Below are 15,705 nucleotides of genomic sequence, written 5' to 3'. Positions count from 1 at the left end.
TGGCTGACGCAATTCTCAAAAGAACTTCTGAAAGTTCTTCCTTGACTGTGTAAGCCTTGCTTTTCAGCAAGCGCCTACACTTATCGGTTGTCTGTTTTGTTAAAGAGCGTTTTCCCGAACCGAATCAGCAACTTGCTGCTTCGTTCGGCGCTGCGTCGTGCAGCGAGGAAGCGAACTATACGTCCGCCCCTCCCTTCCGTCAACACCCGTTTTCCGCTTTTTTGTCACCGATCCGGCAAGTCATTGAGAGAAAAAGGCTTTGTTTCGGCCTCAACTGCGGTAGTCGGCGTTGATGCGCACGTAGTCATAGGAAAAGTCGCAGGTCCACACCGTCGCCGACGCCTCGCCGCGGTTCAGTTTCACCCGGACGGTGATTTCCGGCTGGTTCATCACCCGCTGGCCGTCTTCTTCCCTGTAGGCCGGATTGCGCCCGCCGCCGGTCGCGACCAGGACGTCGTCCAGATACAGGTCCAGCCGGTCCACATCGAGGTCGTCGATGCCGGCGTAGCCAATGGCCGCCAGCAGCCGGCCCAGGTTCGGGTCGGAGGCGAAGAAGGCAGTCTTGACCAATGGTGAGCGGGCAATGGCATAAGCGACCTGCTTGCATTCGGCCCGGTCGTGACCGCCTTCGACGGTAACGGTCATGAACTTGGTCGCGCCTTCGCCATCACGGGCGATGGCCTGGGCCAGTTCGATGGCCACGTCACGGACTGCATCATGCAGTTCGGCGTAGCCGGCTGCAGAGTCCGCATCAATAGTGGCATTGCCGGCCTGTCCGCTGGCAATCAGCAGGAAGCTGTCATTGGTCGAGGTGTCACCATCGACGGTGACGCAGTTGAACGACTGGTCGGCAACATCGCGCACCATCTGCTGCAGTGCCTGTTGTCCGACATCCGCGTCGGTAGCGATAAAGCCCAGCATGGTGGCCATGTTCGGATGAATCATGCCGGCACCCTTGGCAATGCCGGTCACGGTCACGGTCTTGCCGTTGACCATGACCTGACGCGAGGTCGCCTTCGGCATGATGTCGGTAGTCATGATCGCCTCGGCGGCATCCAGCCAGTCGGCATGCTGTCGTGTCGGGAGGGCGGCGATGATGCGGTCGGCCGGCAGCGGTTCCAGGATGACGCCAGTGGAGAACGGCAGGACCTGTTCGACATTGACGCCCAGTTCCTCGGCCAGCGCCGCGCAGATGGCACGGGCACGCTGGCGGCCATCCTCACCGGTCCCGGCATTGGCATTGCCGGTATTCACGACCAGCGCCCGGATCGGCTGGCCACTGGCCAGGTGCGCTCTGGACAGAATCACCGGCGCGGCACAGAAGCGGTTGCGGGTGAAAACCCCGGCCACCCGGCATGCCGGCGCCAGCTCCAGCACCAGCACGTCTCGTCGCTTTGCCTGTTTGACACCGGCCTCCGCGACCGCAAGGGTCACGCCGGGAACAGGGAAAAGCCGGGAACGGTCTGGTTGCTGCAGATTGACGGGCATGATGGCTCCAAAAGGTCTGACTTACAGAAAAGCGACCCATTGTAGCGTTTATCGGTCATGCGGCCAGCGTTGTTTCGTCATGCAGCCCGCCGGGGACTACTGGTCGGAAAACTCGGCGATCACCGTCAGCAGGTCGTCGCCATAGCGCGCCAGCTTGCTGCCGCCAACGCCGTAGACCTGGCGCAGGCCATCTTCGCTTTGCGGCCGTTGCTCGACCAGCTCGCGCAGGGTGCGATCGGAGAACACCGCGTAGGCCGGGACGTTGTGTTCGTCGGCCATTCGCTTGCGCCAGCTGCGCAGTCCCTGCCACAGCCGTTCTTCGCGTTCGGTACGCAGCCAGCGCTCGGCGTCCTGGCTGCCGCTGCGCGGGGTCTTCTTGTCTTCCCGCAGCGGCCGCAGCCACACCTGTTCCTGGCCTTTCAGCACCGGCCGGCACTTGTCGGTCAGGCGCAGCGCCTGGTAGTTCATCACGTCGACCTGCAGATAACCCTGTGCCACCAGCTGGCGCACCAGCGAGCGCCAGCCGCGTTGCGACAGTTCCTTGCCGACGCCATAGGTCGACAGGTGCTGGTGGCCACGGCTCATCACGTTCGCCGTTTCGCGCCCGAGCAGGATCTCGATCACATGGTTGGCCGCTGCACGCTGGCTGACGCGATAGATGCACGACAGCAGCTTCTGCACCTGGGTGGTCATGTCCTGGGTCACAGGCGGATGCAGGCAGTTGTCGCACTTGCCGCACGGCTCGATCTGCTCGCCGAAGTGGGCCAGCAGCAACTGGCGGCGGCAACTGGCGGTTTCGCAGTAGGCCAGCATCGCATCCAGCTTGCCGAGTTCGACGCTGCGGCGGGTTTCGTCGACATCGCCGTCGAAGATCATCTGCTGCAGCTGGACCATATCGCTCAGTCCGTAGCACAGCCAGCTGGTCGCCGGCAGTCCGTCACGGCCGGCGCGGCCGGACTCCTGATAGAAACCTTCCGGGCTTTTCGGCAGGTCGAGATGGGCGACGAAACGGACATCGGGCTTGTCGATGCCCATGCCGAAGGCGATGGTTGCGACCATCACCACATTGTCCTCGCGGATAAAGCGGGTCTGGTGCTGTTCGCGGGTGCGTGCATCGAAGCCGGCGTGATACGGCATGGCGTCGATGCCGTTTTCGCGCAGGAAGGCGGCGGTATCTTCCACCCGCTTGCGCGACAGGCAGTAGACGATGCCGCTCTGCCCGGCATGCTCCTGCTGGATAAAGCGCAGCAACTGCTGCTTGGCCTGATGCTTTTCGATGACGTGATAGGTCAGGTTCGGCCGGTCGAAGCTGGACAGGAAGACCCGCGCCTGTTCCAGCCGCAGGTAATGGCGGATCTCCTCGCGGGTATCCGGGTCGGCGGTGGCGGTCAGGGCAACGCGCGGCACATTCGGGAAGCGATCGGCCAGTACGCCGAGTTCCCGGTATTCCGGACGGAAGTCGTGTCCCCACTGGCTGACGCAATGCGCCTCGTCAATGGCGAACAGGCCGATTTCCATCGACGCGATCCAGTCGAGAAAGCGCGGGCTGAGCAAGCGTTCCGGTGCGACGTACAGCAGTTTCAGCGTGCCGGCACGCGCGGCGCGCGCCACGGTGCGTGCCTGCTCGGCGTCCTGGGTCGAATTGAGGAAGGCCGCGGCGACGCCAAGTTCGGTCAGCGTGGAAACCTGGTCCTGCATCAGTGCGATCAGCGGGCTGATGATGACGGCCAGTCCGCTGCGCATCAGCGCGGGAATCTGGAAGCACAGGGACTTGCCGCCACCGGTCGGCATCAGCACCAGCGCATGCTGTCCTTCGGCAACGTGGCAGACGATGTCGGCCTGCGGGCCGCGGAAATCCGGGTAACCAAATACGTCGCGCAGGATCTGGCTGGCGTGGGAAAGGGTGGTCTGGGGCGTGTTCACCGACCGGATTGTAAGCAAAAGCGCGCACCTTTGCCGTGCCGGTCGATGCACTGGGGCCGTCGCTGTGCCAAACTTGCAACCATTCTGTCCTTTTCATCGACTCAGTCATGACTGCTATCCGCCCGCTTATTGTCGCGTCCCTCCTCAGCCTGCTGGCCACCGGCTGCGCCACCCAGTCCAGCAGCACCTCGTCGCCGGGCAAGTCCGGCACGTCCACGGCGGTACAGGACGCCGAATGGAAAAACCTCGGCGTGACGCCGAACGGCAATGTGATGAACGAGATCGACACGCTGTCGATCCAGCGTCGCGGTTCGCTGGTCACATTCCGCGACCGCAAGACGCTGTTCAATCCGAAGAAGGAAAACCTCGGCGACACGCCGCTGCACAAGCGTTCGATCAATACCTGGCAGATCGACTGCCAGTCGCAGACCTACCGGCTGGTGGCCATGCGCCTGTATGACGACGGGGGTCGCCAGATCGCCAGCTATTCGTATAATGACAAACAGATCAAACCGGCGGCGATCATTCCCAACTCGGCGAGCTATCAGCAAATGCAGTTCGTCTGCGGCAGGAAATAACGCCGACTACTGTCAACGCGCCCGGTCCGCCCCGGGCGTTTTTCATGCAGGTTCAACGGAGGACGCGGTATGGCGGCCATCAAGCGAGTCGTTTTCAATCAGAAGGGCGGCGTCGGCAAATCGACCATCGCCGCCAATCTTGCCGCGGTCGCGGCACATGCCGGACGCCGGGTACTGGTCATCGACCTCGATCCGCAAGGCAATCTGACTCACTACCTGCTCGGCACCGGGGCCGATACCGTCTCACCGACGCTGTTCGACTGGTTTGACCAGCAACTGAACTTCAGCCTGTTCTCGAAAGAGACGCGCGATTTCCTGCATGCCACGCCGTATCCGGGCCTGACGCTGATGGCGTCGCATCCGGAGCTGGGCGAACTCGCCGGCAAGCTCGAATCCCGCTACAAGATGTACAAGCTGCGCGACCTGCTGGTCGAGCTGGCGGCTGATTTCGACGAGGTCTGGATCGACACGCCGCCGGCGCTGAACTTCTTTACCCGCTCGGCGCTGATCGCTGCCGACCGCTGCCTGATTCCGTTCGACTGTGATGCGTTCGCACGTCAGGCGCTGTACCAGTTGCTCGCCAATGTCGATGAAATCCGTGGCGACCACAATCCGGGGCTGACGGTGGAAGGCATTATCGTCAACCAGTTCCAGCCGCGCGCCACCCTGCCCGGCCGCATGGTCGACGAGTTGCTTGCCGAGGGCCTGCCGGTGCTGGATGTCCGCTTGCAGCATTCGATCCGGGTACGCGAATCACACGAGGCGGCACGGCCGCTGATCCATTTCGATCCGCGTCACAAGCTGACCCAGGCATTTACGTCGCTGTATCAGCAATTGGCTGCGGCACCGGCAGTTCGCTGACGGTACGCACGGCCGGAAAGAAAAACGGGAGCCTGGCGGCTCCCGTTTTTTGTTCCGGAGTGCCTTTTACAGGCGGAAGCGGCTGAACGCCTGCTGCATGCTGCCGGCCAGCCCGGTCAGCGTGTCGAGCGTCCCCTTGGCCGATTGCAGCGCCTGATCGCTGTCGACGATGCGCAGATTGATGCTCTCGGTGCTCTGCGCCATGGCCAGTGCGGCCTTGTGCTGTTCACCGGTCGACAGCGCGATCGATTCAATCTTGCTCTCGACCTCGCGCATGGTGTCGCTGATGCGGCCGATGCGGTCGCTGGCTTCGCGGGTCAGCGCCACACTCTGGCTGACCGCCCCGCTGGTGACCTGCATATTGCCGGTCGCGCGCGTGGTCTCACTCATGATGCTGCCGATCATGGCGCTGATCTCGATGGTCGCCTTGCCGGTGCGCTCGGCCAGCTTGCGCACTTCGTCCGCCACCACGGCGAAACCGCGTCCCTGCTCGCCGGCACGCGCCGCCTCGATGGCAGCGTTCAGTGCCAGCAGATTGGTCTGGTCGGCGATGTCGCTGATCACATTGGTGATCTGGCTGATCTGCTGCGAGCGCTGTTCCAGCGACGACAGCAGGGTCGACAGGTCATCGACCGCCGACGAGGTCTTGTCCATATCCGTGGCGATGCGCTCGATATGCAGTGCCCCTTCATGCGACGCGTCACCGGTTTCATGCACCATCGCGTCGGTATCGCGCGCGGCGTCGGCAATCTGCGAGATGCTGACCGACACCTGCTCGATGGTTGCGGCGTTGGCGCTGGATATATCGGCCAGCGCGCGCGAATCCCCCGCCATCTTGTCGAATGCGCCACCCAGCGATACCACGCCGCCGGCCAGTTGCACCGCATCGTCGCGCAGTTCGCGGAACATGCCGTTCAGACGCTGGATGAACTGGTTGAATGCCTGTGCGGTCTCGGCCACTTCGTCTTCGCCCGGCACGTCGATCTGACGAGTCAGGTCGCCCTCGCCGGCAGCGATTTCGCGCATCGCGTCGCGGACCTGGATCAGGCCACGCAGCAGGCGCTGCAGATAGCCGGTCACAAAACCGGTGCACAGCAGCAGCACCAGCAGCGTGGCGCCGACCATGGCACCGACCAGTTTGAGCAGCGGTCCGGTCAGCACGCTGCGGTCCATCACCATGCCCAGCACCCAGTCGGTCCCGGGCACATCGACCAGTCTGACCAGCGACGGCACGCGTTCGACCGTCATGTCGGTCAGACCCGGCTCGGCCAGCAGGGACTGGATCCGCGCCGCGTCCAGCCCTTCGGCCACTTCGGCGACGTCTTTCAGTTCCATGCCTTCGTGCGGATAGGCAATCAGCTTGCCCTCGCGCGTCATCAGGAAGGCAAAGCCGTCGCCCGGCAGGGCCACGGCACGGACCGACTTGACCAGCTGGCCGATGACGATATCGCCGGCCACCACTTTTTCACTGCCATCGACCCGGTGCGCGATGCTGACCACCAGTTCCTTGATGTCGGCACTGGCCGGCTTGTACGGCGTGGTCACGATGGTGTCGTTGCCGGCACGGGCGCGCTTGAACCACTCGCGGCTGGCCGGATCGTAGTCGGGGCTTGGCTTCTGCTTGCCCGGAATCGAGTAGACCATGTCCTTGCTGGCCCCATCCCCGACGAACATCTGGGTAAAGCCTCCTGCGGCCGCCAGCGACTGCAGCGACGAGGACACATCCGGCGAGGTGGCGTGGCGCAGGCCGGCTTCGACCACCTGCTTGCGCACGTCGATCCATTCCTCGACGAAGTGACGCTGGCTGACTGCCACCAGCTCTACCTGCTGTTCCAGCCCGGTACGCAGATCGCCGCGCAGTTTGAAAAAGGCGACCAGCGTGACGCTGACCGTCGCGACAACGATGGCAACCGCCACCAGCACGATCAGCTTTGTCTTGATGGATTTCATGATCCTGATGCAACGCAAATTCGATTGGGATCGGGATTATGTCAGATCCTCTCAGCCATTTAGTGATTCATATCGCCGGGAGGAGCCTGTTATGTTCATAACGAATAAATCCATATTTTGTATGGGGTTATTCGTTTTCCGTCAGCGCGTTGGCAATGGCGGTTCCGGCTTCAACCGCACTTTTTCCGGTCCGGCATGCATTTTCCCGGACAGCAGGCTGGCGGCAATGATCAGCCCGCCCCCGATCCATTCCTGCAGGCTCATGCGCTCGGACGCGAGCAGGTAGGCCGACACGGCGGCGAACACCAGCTCGGTCAGCATCAGGGTCATGACCTGGTTCGCCGGCAGCAGGCTGACGCCATGCTGCGACACGATGCTGGTCGCCAGCAGGCAGGCGGCGATCAGCACGATTTCCACGCCGATGACCGGCGTCAGCAGGCGGATTTCCCCCATGCGGCCTGACAGGGTCAGCGTGACGGCAGCAAAGCCGGCCACACCGAGCCAGATGCAGGCCGACTTGACCGGCAGTGCCAGCGATTGTGCGCGCCGCGACAGTACGGTGCCGAGCGAGTAGGCAAAGCCGGCGGTCAGCGCAAACCATTCATAGCGCTCCGACAGCATCGCCGAGCCACTCCACAGGCCCGGCCGGTACAGGGTGATCGCGCAGCCGAGCAGCGACAGGCCGATCACCGCCAGCCCGGCACGGGTCAGCGTTTCCTTCAGGATCAGCCAGGACAGGAAGGCAGTCCACAACGGTGACAGGTAGAACAGCAGCATGACCCGCATCACCTGGCCTTCGGTCACGGCCCAGGTGTAGCCAAGATTGGTCCAGCCGAAGATCACCATCAGGACCAGCAGGCGGAACTCGGGGCGGAAATAGCGCTTGAAGTCGCGCCAGAACAGCGCAATGCCGACCGTGGCGCACAGCAGGTAGACCAGCATCGATGTCATCGACGCCGAGATGCCCTGCTCGGTCAGAAAACGGAACGGATACCACAGCAGCCCCCACACCAGCGCGGTGGTCAGGGTACAGAGGATGGGGAGAATTTTCAGACTGCGCATGACGGTGGGCACCAGCGGTTTTTGGGGGATCGGTGCAGGTCCGACGGAGACGGGAAACGGCCGGGCGCGGCATCGCTCCCCGTTGTGGTGGGGAGACCCCGCTGCGTGCTTCCGTTCGGCATGGTGTGATTTACGGACGGCCTGAGGATTTTCTGCTTGGCGGATGGCAGGGCGGGCTTTTAGTATCCAGTGTTTTGCAGTCGCACAAAATGAATCCGCCGCGATGAATCCTCACCTAGAGCGCCTTGAACCTTACCCGTTCCAGAAGTTGCGCGACCTGTTCGGCGACCTGAGCCCGAATACGGAATATTCTGCCATCAACCTGTCGATAGGCGAACCCAAGCACCCGACACCGGCGGTCATCAAAGAGACACTGGCCGCGGCGCTCGAGTGTCTGGGTGAGTATCCGCCGACGCTTGGCGGCCTGCCGCTGCGCGAAGCCTGTGCCGACTGGCTGGTTCGCCGCTACGGCATTGCCCGCCCCGATCCGGCCAGCCAGGTGCTGCCGGTGCTTGGCAGCCGCGAGGCGCTGTTCTCGTTTGCGCAGGCGGTCATTGCACCGCGCGCCGACGGTCAGCGGCCTGTGGTGATTTCGCCGAACCCGTTCTACCAGATCTATGAAGGCGCGGCGCTGCTGGCCGGTGCCGAGCCCTGCTATGTGAACTGCACGGCTGCCACCGGCTTCGTCCCGGACTGGGACAGCATCCCGGCCGAGGTCTGGGCCCGGACCCAGCTGGTCTTCGCCTGCAGCCCGGGCAACCCGACCGGCGGCGTGATGGGACTGGACGGCTGGCGCAAACTGTTTGCCCTGTCCGACCGCTACGGTTTTGTCATCGCTTCCGACGAGTGCTACTCGGAAATCCATGCCGGCCAGCCGCCGCTGGGCGGGCTGGAAGCCGCAAGCCGGCTGGGCCGTACCGACTTCCGCCGGCTGGTCATGTTTACCAGTCTGTCCAAGCGCTCGAACGCCCCCGGGCTGCGCTCCGGCTTCGTCGCCGGCGACAGCGTCATCCTCAGGGGTTTCCTGCTGTACCGCACCTACCACGGCAGCGCCATGAGCCCGGCAGTGCAACTGGCCAGCCGCGCGGCCTGGAACGACGAAGCCCATGTCGACGACAACCGCGCGCGCTATGCGGAGAAGTTCACTGCCGTCACGCCGATCATCAGTCGCGTGCTCGACACGCGCCGGCCCGATGCCGGTTTCTACCTGTGGGCAAAAGTGCCCGGTGGCAGCGACACGGCTTTCGCCCGCGAGCTGTATGCGCGCTACCACGTCACCGTGCTGCCGGGCTCGTTCCTGGCCCGCCACGCGCACGGCATCAATCCCGGCGCCGGCTATGTCCGCATTGCGCTGGTCGCGCCGCTCGATGCCTGCGTCGAGGCAGCATGGCGCATCGTCGATTGCGTGCATACTGCCACTAATTGAATTTTCGACCCCTTTTGCCATCCGATTGAAAAGGCCTGCCCCATGAATCCGAATCAAGCCCTGATCGAAGAAGCGTTTGAACGCCGCGCCGACATCTCTCCCGCCACCGTCACCGCCGAAGTGAAAGCCGCCGTCGACGCGGTCATCGCCGAACTGGATGCCGGCACGCTGCGCGTGGCAGAGAAGCTCGACGGCGAGTGGATCACCCATCAATGGCTGAAGAAGGCGGTGCTGCTGTCGTTCCGCATCCGCGACAACGCCGTGTCCGACGATGGCGTGAACCGCTTCTTCGACAAGGTCGATACCAAGTTTGCCGACTGGGATGCGGCACGCTTCCAGGCTGCCGGTTTCCGCGTGGTACCGGGTGCGGTCGCGCGCAAGGGCTCGTTCATCGCCCGCAATACTGTGCTGATGCCGAGCTATGTGAATATCGGCGCCTATGTCGACGAAGGCACCATGGTTGATACCTGGGCCACGGTCGGCAGCTGCGCGCAGATCGGCAAGAACGTCCACCTGTCCGGCGGTGTCGGCATCGGCGGCGTACTCGAACCGCTGCAGGCCAATCCGACCATCATCGGCGACAACTGCTTTATCGGCGCCCGCTCGGAAATCGTCGAGGGCGTGATCGTCGAAGAAGGTTCGGTCATCTCGATGGGGGTGTATATCGGCCAGAGCACCAAGATCTATGATCGCGAAACCGGCGAAGTCAGCTATGGCCGCGTGCCGGCCGGCTCGGTGGTGGTGTCGGGCAACCTGCCGTCGGCCGATGGCAAGTACAGCCTGTACTGCGCCGTGATCGTGAAGAAGGTCGATGCCAAGACGCGTGCCAAGACCAGCATCAACGAGCTGCTGCGCGGGATCTGAGCCCGGCCGCGACAGCAATATGACAATGCCGCCCCCCTGATCAGGGGGGCGGCATTTTTTGTGTGAACGCGGCCAGGTGGAGCGACCGCCACGCTACGGGGCGTCAGTGCGCCGGCGCCACCGCCCCCATCCACGGTGTGCCCAGCACCCGCGAGCGGAACCAGCCGATCGCCATCACCACCATGGTCAGCAGCGCGGTGCCGAATACCTCGATCCGGTGCTCCGGACGAATCAGCATCATCACCAGCACACCGCAGATGAACAGGATCACGCCCCAGGTCAGCCACGGATAGCACCACATGCGCAGCGTCAGCGGCTTGCCGCGCGCCAGCAGTTGCTTGCGCATCCGCAGTTGCGACACGGCAATGACCAGGTAGACCAGCAGCGCAATCGCGCCCGAGGTCGCCAGCAGGAAGGCGAACACTTCTTCCGGTACCAGGTAGTTGGCGATCACGGCGCCAAAGCCGACCACCATCGAGCCGATCACGGCCATCTGCGGCGTGCCGTTGGCGGCGGTGCGCTTGAAAATGGTGAACGCGTCACGACGCACCGACAGCGAGTACAGCATGCGCGATGCGGTATACAGCGCCGAGTTCAGGCAACTGGCGACCGACACCAGCACGATGACGTCGACGATGGCCTTGGCGTTCGGGATGCCGACCAGTTCCAGCGTGCGCTGGTAGGAGCCGACCAGCGGCAGTTGCGGGTCGTTCCAGGCCACCAGCGCGATGACGATGAAGATCGAACCGAAGTAGAACAGGCTGATCCGCCAGATGACCGAGCGGGTGGCGCGGACGATCTGCTTTTCCGGGTCTTTCGACTCGGCGGCGGCAATGGTGACGATTTCGGTACCGAGGAAGGTGAACATGCTGGTCAGCATGGCGCCGATCACCGCGCCGAAGCCGTTGGGCATGAAACCGCCGCTGTCGAACAGCCGCGACACGCCGCTGACGCCGCTGCCGGGAATGAAGCCGAAGATGGCGGCCGCGCCGAGCGCCAGGAAGGCGACGATGGCAATCACCTTGATCAGGGCGAACCAGAACTCGAACTCGCCGTAATTCTTGACGCTGAACAGATTGGTCAGGGTCAGCAGGAAGGTGATGGCCAGGGCGAACGACCACATCGGCACGCCTTCGAACCACGCATGCAGGATGGTAGCGGCGGCATTGGCCTCGAGCGGAATGACCAGCACCCAGAACCACCAGTACAGCCAGCCGATGATATAGCCGGCCCAGTGGCCGATGGCGCGGTCGGCATAGGTGGAGAACGAGCCGGTATCGGGATCGGCCACCGCCATTTCCCCGAGCATGCGCATGACCAGCACGACCAGCAGCCCGGCGAAGGCATAGGCGAGGATGACGGCGGGACCGGCTTCGGCGATGGCGTGACCGGAGCCGACGAACAGACCGGCGCCAATCACGCCGGCAATGGACAACATGGTGACGTGACGCGGCTTGAGCCCGTGGCTCAGCCCGGCGGAAGTGGACATGGCGGATTTTCCTCTTTCTCTGCGCCGCCACCCTGCGGCGGGGCGCGCTTTGTATGGTCCGCGGCGACTCGTCGACGCGCGGCTTTACTTTTTTCTTGCTTTTTTATGCAAATGAACTAATTGCACTTAAGCTCAGTTTAAGCAGCAATTGGCTGTAGAATGAGAGCCAATCCTGTTTTTTTGCTGGAGCCAATCCGGCAGCAAGTCCTTGTCACCATGACCAAACGCCCCAAGCCCGCCAGCACGCGCAGCCCGTCGATGCTGGTCGACCTGATCCAGCTTCGCTTCCTGCCGGGCAGCGCCGAGTCGGACAATCAGCAACTTTATCGCCTGCTGCGCGACGCCATTCTCGGTGAGGAATTGCCGCATGGCCTGCGCCTGCCGTCATCGCGACAGCTGGCGGCCGAACTGGGCATTGCCCGCAATACCGTGATCCATGTTTACGAGCGACTGGCCGCCGAAGGCTATGTCAGCGCGGGCGTCGGCCGCGGCACCTTCGTGTCGGATACCCGGCCCGACCGCATTCCTCACCCGGCCGCGACGCGGGAAACCGCACCGGTCCCCGCCTCCCGTCATGCATCCGGCGTGTCGCAGCGCGGCGCGGCACTGATGGCCCGGGCCGGTGCCGGCGAGCGCCAGTGGGGCGCCTTCATGCCGGGGGTACCGGAAGTGCGGGCGTTCCCGGCCCGGACCTGGATGCGGCTGCAGAACCGGCACTGGCGCCGGCCGCCACCGGACCTGCTCAGTTATGGCGTCGGCCTGGGTTATCCACCGCTGCGCGCCGCACTGGCCGACTATCTGCGCTCATCACGCGGCGTTCTCTGCGATCCGGAGCAGATCGTCATTACCAGCGGTACCCATACCGCCTTGCAGCTGATCGGCCTGATGCTGTGTGATCCCGGCGCCCGCGCCTGGGTCGAGGACCCCGGTTACTGGGGCGTGCACAGCGTCTGGCGCGCCAACGGTATCGAGACCGTGCCGGTGCCGGTCGACGACGAGGGGCTGGATGTCGACCGCGGCGAGGGCCGGCCGCGCCTGGTCTTCGTGTCCCCGTCCCACCAGTACCCGCTCGGCTCGGTCATGAGTCTGGCGCGCCGGCGCCAGTTGCTGGCCTACGCCAGCCATCATGGCGCCTGGATCGTCGAGGACGACTACGACAGCGAGTTCCGCTATGGCCGCCCGCCGCTGCCCTCGCTGCAGGGCCTCGATACCGACGGGCGGGTGCTGTACCTTGGCACCTTCTCGAAGGTGATGTTTCCGGGACTTCGGCTGTCATACATGGTGGTGCCGGCCCCGCTGGTCGATGCTTTCCGCGTTGGCCTGTCCGAGGTCTATCGCGGCGGTCAGTCGCTGACCCAGGCGGTACTGGCCGACTTTATCGTCGACGGCCATTTCGTGTCGCATATCCGCCGCATGCGCAATCTGTATGCGGCACGGCGCGAGGCGCTGCTGTCGGCCATCGCAACCGGCTTTGGCGATTCGCTGCCGATCCATGACGGATCGGCCGGCCTGCATCTGGTGCTCGGCCTGCCCGGCCGGGACGACCGGGCCATCGCCCGGGATGCGCTCGGACACGGCATCATCACCCGGGCACTGAGCCGCTATTACCGCGCGCCGGCCAGCAGCGCCTCCGGCCTGCTGCTCGGCTATTCCCATGTCGACGAGGACGAGATCAGTCGCCATTTCGCCACGCTGGCAGGCTGCATTGCCGATGCGCCGGGCTGAATCGCTCAGACTTCACTAAGATGGAATGGGCATAGTCGGTTGACACCTGTTCCGTCATTTCTCTTGCATTTAGTCCTAACACGAACTAAATTCCCGCCATGCACTCCCGAGTGCCACTGGAAGTCCACGCATGACCGCCACACCCGCACACCGTTTCCTCCCCGTGATTCGCGAGCTCGCCCGCACCTACCAGGTGTTCGAGCAGCTGTCCGGCAACCATATCCGCGAACTGGGACTGACGCCGCCGCAATTCGACGTCATTGCCACGCTCGGCAACACCAGCGGCATGAGCTGCAAGCTGCTGAGCGAGAAAACCCTGATCACCAAGGGCACGCTGACCGGCGTGGTCGACCGGCTGATCGACAAGGGGCTGGTCAGCCGTCGCATACCGGACGAGGACCGCCGCAGCGTGTTCATTGCGCTGACAGCGGAAGGCGAAGCGCTGTTTGCCCGGGTGTTCCCGGCTCATCTCGACCATATGCAAAAGCTGTTCGATACCTTCAGCGAGACGGAGCTCGAGCAGATCCAGCACATGCTGGCCCGCCTGCGCACCGGCCTCGATACCGCACGGAAAACCGCATCATGAATACGTCCCCCCGCTACCACGGCCTGTCCATTGCCCTGCACTGGCTGATGGCACTGCTGATTATCGGCGCGATCGGCGTCGGCCTGTCGATGGGCGAAATGTCGCTGTCGCCGCTGAAGATCAAGCTGATCAACTGGCACAAATGGGTCGGCATCACCGTGCTCGGCCTGGCTGCCGTGCGCCTGCTGTGGCGGATGTACGCCCGGCCGCCGGCACTGCCGGCCACGCTGCCGGCCTGGCAGACCGGCGCCGCGCATGCGATGCACCTGCTGCTGTATGTACTGATGTTTGCCATCCCGCTGTCGGGCTGGGCGATGAGTGCCGCCAAGGGCTTCCCGGTGGTCTATCTCGGCCTGTTCCCGCTGCCGGACCTGGTGGCACCGGACGAAGCGCTGGGCGACACCCTGGCCGATGTCCATTCCGCACTCAGCTATGGCCTGATCGCGCTGCTGGTCGCCCATGTCGCCGCCGCCCTGAAGCATCACCTGATCGATCGGGACGACATCCTGTCGCGCATGCTGCCGGCCTGTCGTCGTCCCCGCTGACCCTCTCTGGAGAACCCCATGCGCCGTACCCTGTTACCGCTTGTCGTCGCCGTCGCGCTGGTCGCCCCGCTGACCCAGGCGCAAGCCCCGGTCAGCAACAAGAGCCGCATCGGCTTTGTGTTCAAGCAGTTCAATGTGCCGGTCGAAGGCCAGTTCAGCGCCTTCAAGGGCGATATCACTTTCGACCCGGCCAGACCCGAGGCCGGCCATGTCGACCTGACGCTCGACATCAACAGCCTGCATCTGCCAAGCAAGGAAGCGACCGGCGAAGCCCGCAAGAAGGAATGGTTCAACGCCGCCGGCTTTCCGACCGCTCGCTTCGTCTCCACCCAGATCAAGTCGCTGGGTGGTGGCCGCTACCAGGCTGACGGCAAGCTGACCATCAAGGGCATCACCCGCGACGCGTCGGCGCCGCTGACGCTGCGCGAGGAAGGCCCGCTGCGCATTGCCGACGGCGCGCTGACCATCCGCCGGCTCGATTTCAATATCGGCGAAGGATCCTGGCGCGACACCGACACGGTGGCCAATGACGTCCAGATCAAGTTCCGCGTCGCCCTGCCCAAGTAAAACCCGTTCATCCCAGGAGAAAACCACATGAAAAAACTGCTGATCGCTTCCGCCCTGAGCGCACTGGCCGCCTCGGCCTTCGCCGCCCCGGTCACCTACGCCATCGACCCGACCCACACCTATGCCACGTATGAAGTCAGCCACATGGGCTTCTCGACCCAGCGCGGCACCTTCGCCAAGACTGACGGCAAGGTCGTGCTCGATGCCAAGACCAGGAAGGGTGAAGTGGACATCACCATCGACAGCAGCTCGCTGCAGACGCTGAACGCCAAGCGCGACGAACACCTGAAGGGCCCGGATTTCTTCAATGCCGAGAAATTCCCGTCCATCACCTTCAAGTCGACCAGCCTGCAGTTCAGCGGTGACAAGCTGACGGCGGTCAAGGGCAACCTGACCCTGCTCGGCGTGACCAGGCCGGTGACGCTGAAAGTGACCCGCTTCCATCATGGCAAGCACCCGATGATCGGCAAGGACACCTATGGCGCCGACGCCGAAACGGTCATCAAGCGCAGCGAATTCGGCATGAAGACCTATGTGCCGGCCATCAGCGACGACGTGAAGCTCGTGGTTTCCATCGAAGCCATCGACGCCCAGTAAGCGCTGATCCGCAGGCCCGGCGCGCCACCGCGCGCCGGGCCTGC

General features: G+C 63.8%; 14 protein-coding genes. 9 read left to right on the top strand and 5 right to left on the bottom strand.

The genetic code is table 11. The features are described 5' to 3' along the window. Nucleotides 1–270: 270 nt before the first annotated feature. Together argJ and recQ are read right to left on the bottom strand one after the other, a co-directional pair. The gene (gene argJ / locus ACYVG8_RS16850; protein WP_112691876.1) at nucleotides 271–1,488 is read right to left on the bottom strand and encodes a bifunctional glutamate N-acetyltransferase/amino-acid acetyltransferase ArgJ; all 1,218 of its coding nucleotides are present in this window, start codon (nucleotides 1,486–1,488) and stop codon (nucleotides 271–273) included. A gap of 96 nt (nucleotides 1,489–1,584) precedes the next feature. Continuing rightward, nucleotides 1,585–3,411 (bottom strand): DNA helicase RecQ, encoded by a 1,827-nt coding sequence (gene recQ / locus ACYVG8_RS16845; RefSeq protein WP_028497854.1) that lies wholly within the window; start codon nucleotides 3,409–3,411, stop codon nucleotides 1,585–1,587. Between the two features lie 107 nt (nucleotides 3,412–3,518). Here recQ and ACYVG8_RS16840 point away from each other — a divergent pair, with 107 nt between their 5' ends. Both ACYVG8_RS16840 and ACYVG8_RS16835 read left to right on the top strand, forming a co-directional pair. After that, nucleotides 3,519–3,989 carry a surface-adhesin E family protein gene (locus ACYVG8_RS16840; protein WP_460746373.1) on the top strand — a complete coding sequence of 157 codons (471 nt, stop codon included), beginning with the start codon at nucleotides 3,519–3,521 and terminating at the stop codon, nucleotides 3,987–3,989. A 69-nt stretch (nucleotides 3,990–4,058) separates the two neighbouring features. Beyond that, nucleotides 4,059–4,850, top strand: coding sequence for a ParA family protein (locus ACYVG8_RS16835; RefSeq protein WP_199489707.1), 792 nt, complete (start codon nucleotides 4,059–4,061; stop codon nucleotides 4,848–4,850). A 66-nt stretch (nucleotides 4,851–4,916) separates the two neighbouring features. On the opposite strand, the gene ACYVG8_RS16830 is transcribed toward ACYVG8_RS16835, so the two are convergent. Continuing rightward, entirely contained in the window at nucleotides 4,917–6,800 is a 1,884-nt protein-coding gene (locus ACYVG8_RS16830) for a methyl-accepting chemotaxis protein (protein WP_281660106.1), read from the bottom strand. Nucleotides 6,801–6,941: 141 nt separating this feature from the next. Further along, a complete protein-coding gene (locus ACYVG8_RS16825) occupies nucleotides 6,942–7,862 on the bottom strand; it encodes a DMT family transporter (RefSeq protein WP_051528617.1) in 921 nt (306 codons plus the stop codon). A 223-nt stretch (nucleotides 7,863–8,085) separates the two neighbouring features. Between ACYVG8_RS16825 and dapC the strand changes: the two genes are divergently transcribed. Next, the gene (gene dapC, locus ACYVG8_RS16820; protein WP_460746372.1) at nucleotides 8,086–9,288 is read left to right on the top strand and encodes a succinyldiaminopimelate transaminase; all 1,203 of its coding nucleotides are present in this window, start codon (nucleotides 8,086–8,088) and stop codon (nucleotides 9,286–9,288) included. Between the two features lie 42 nt (nucleotides 9,289–9,330). Continuing rightward, a complete protein-coding gene (dapD, locus tag ACYVG8_RS16815; RefSeq protein ID WP_028497858.1) occupies nucleotides 9,331–10,152 on the top strand; it encodes a 2,3,4,5-tetrahydropyridine-2,6-dicarboxylate N-succinyltransferase in 822 nt (273 codons plus the stop codon). A 103-nt stretch (nucleotides 10,153–10,255) separates the two neighbouring features. Here the strand turns inward: dapD and gabP are convergent, their stop codons facing one another. Continuing rightward, on the bottom strand, nucleotides 10,256–11,641 hold the full coding sequence (gene gabP, locus ACYVG8_RS16810) for a GABA permease (RefSeq protein ID WP_028497859.1): 1,386 nt from the start codon (nucleotides 11,639–11,641) through the stop codon (nucleotides 10,256–10,258). Nucleotides 11,642–11,857: 216 nt separating this feature from the next. Between gabP and pdxR the strand changes: the two genes are divergently transcribed. The 5 genes from pdxR (at nucleotide 11,858) to ACYVG8_RS16785 (ending at nucleotide 15,661) form a co-directional block, all read left to right on the top strand. Beyond that, nucleotides 11,858–13,366: a MocR-like pyridoxine biosynthesis transcription factor PdxR gene (gene pdxR, locus ACYVG8_RS16805; RefSeq protein WP_107888709.1), complete on the top strand. Its 1,509-nt coding sequence runs from the start codon at nucleotides 11,858–11,860 to the stop codon at nucleotides 13,364–13,366. 130 nt (nucleotides 13,367–13,496) lie between these two features. Further along, nucleotides 13,497–13,952 carry a MarR family winged helix-turn-helix transcriptional regulator gene (locus ACYVG8_RS16800; RefSeq protein WP_107888710.1) on the top strand — a complete coding sequence of 152 codons (456 nt, stop codon included), beginning with the start codon at nucleotides 13,497–13,499 and terminating at the stop codon, nucleotides 13,950–13,952. Then, nucleotides 13,949–14,497, top strand: coding sequence for a cytochrome b (locus tag ACYVG8_RS16795; RefSeq protein ID WP_107888711.1), 549 nt, complete (start codon nucleotides 13,949–13,951; stop codon nucleotides 14,495–14,497). Before ACYVG8_RS16800 ends, ACYVG8_RS16795 begins: the two co-directional genes overlap by 4 nt. A gap of 18 nt (nucleotides 14,498–14,515) precedes the next feature. Continuing rightward, nucleotides 14,516–15,064 carry a YceI family protein gene (locus tag ACYVG8_RS16790; protein ID WP_107888712.1) on the top strand — a complete coding sequence of 183 codons (549 nt, stop codon included), beginning with the start codon at nucleotides 14,516–14,518 and terminating at the stop codon, nucleotides 15,062–15,064. Between the two features lie 27 nt (nucleotides 15,065–15,091). Then, nucleotides 15,092–15,661: a YceI family protein gene (locus ACYVG8_RS16785; protein WP_107888713.1), complete on the top strand. Its 570-nt coding sequence runs from the start codon at nucleotides 15,092–15,094 to the stop codon at nucleotides 15,659–15,661. The last annotated feature ends 44 nt before the right edge of the window (nucleotides 15,662–15,705 follow it).

The sequence above is a fragment of the Microvirgula curvata genome (assembly GCF_054781615.1).
The sequence above is the reverse complement of the archived record's forward strand: the minus strand, read 5'-3'. Positions and strand labels throughout refer to the sequence as shown.

Excerpts from the sequence above, each read along its gene's own strand:
- ACYVG8_RS16835 (WP_199489707.1), top strand. The coding sequence starts at position 4,059 with ATGGCGGCCATCAAGCGAGTCGTTTTCAATCAGAAGGGCGGCGTCGGC.
- dapD (WP_028497858.1), top strand. The coding sequence starts at position 9,331 with ATGAATCCGAATCAAGCCCTGATCGAAGAAGCGTTTGAACGCCGCGCC.
- ACYVG8_RS16785 (WP_107888713.1), top strand. The coding sequence starts at position 15,092 with ATGAAAAAACTGCTGATCGCTTCCGCCCTGAGCGCACTGGCCGCCTCG.
- argJ (WP_112691876.1), bottom strand. The coding sequence starts at position 1,488 with ATGCCCGTCAATCTGCAGCAACCAGACCGTTCCCGGCTTTTCCCTGTT.
- ACYVG8_RS16790 (WP_107888712.1), top strand. The coding sequence starts at position 14,516 with ATGCGCCGTACCCTGTTACCGCTTGTCGTCGCCGTCGCGCTGGTCGCC.
- ACYVG8_RS16795 (WP_107888711.1), top strand. The coding sequence starts at position 13,949 with ATGAATACGTCCCCCCGCTACCACGGCCTGTCCATTGCCCTGCACTGG.
- ACYVG8_RS16830 (WP_281660106.1), bottom strand. The coding sequence starts at position 6,800 with ATGAAATCCATCAAGACAAAGCTGATCGTGCTGGTGGCGGTTGCCATC.
- gabP (WP_028497859.1), bottom strand. The coding sequence starts at position 11,641 with ATGTCCACTTCCGCCGGGCTGAGCCACGGGCTCAAGCCGCGTCACGTC.
- ACYVG8_RS16825 (WP_051528617.1), bottom strand. The coding sequence starts at position 7,862 with ATGCGCAGTCTGAAAATTCTCCCCATCCTCTGTACCCTGACCACCGCG.
- pdxR (WP_107888709.1), top strand. The coding sequence starts at position 11,858 with ATGACCAAACGCCCCAAGCCCGCCAGCACGCGCAGCCCGTCGATGCTG.
- ACYVG8_RS16800 (WP_107888710.1), top strand. The coding sequence starts at position 13,497 with ATGACCGCCACACCCGCACACCGTTTCCTCCCCGTGATTCGCGAGCTC.
- ACYVG8_RS16840 (WP_460746373.1), top strand. The coding sequence starts at position 3,519 with ATGACTGCTATCCGCCCGCTTATTGTCGCGTCCCTCCTCAGCCTGCTG.
- dapC (WP_460746372.1), top strand. The coding sequence starts at position 8,086 with ATGAATCCTCACCTAGAGCGCCTTGAACCTTACCCGTTCCAGAAGTTG.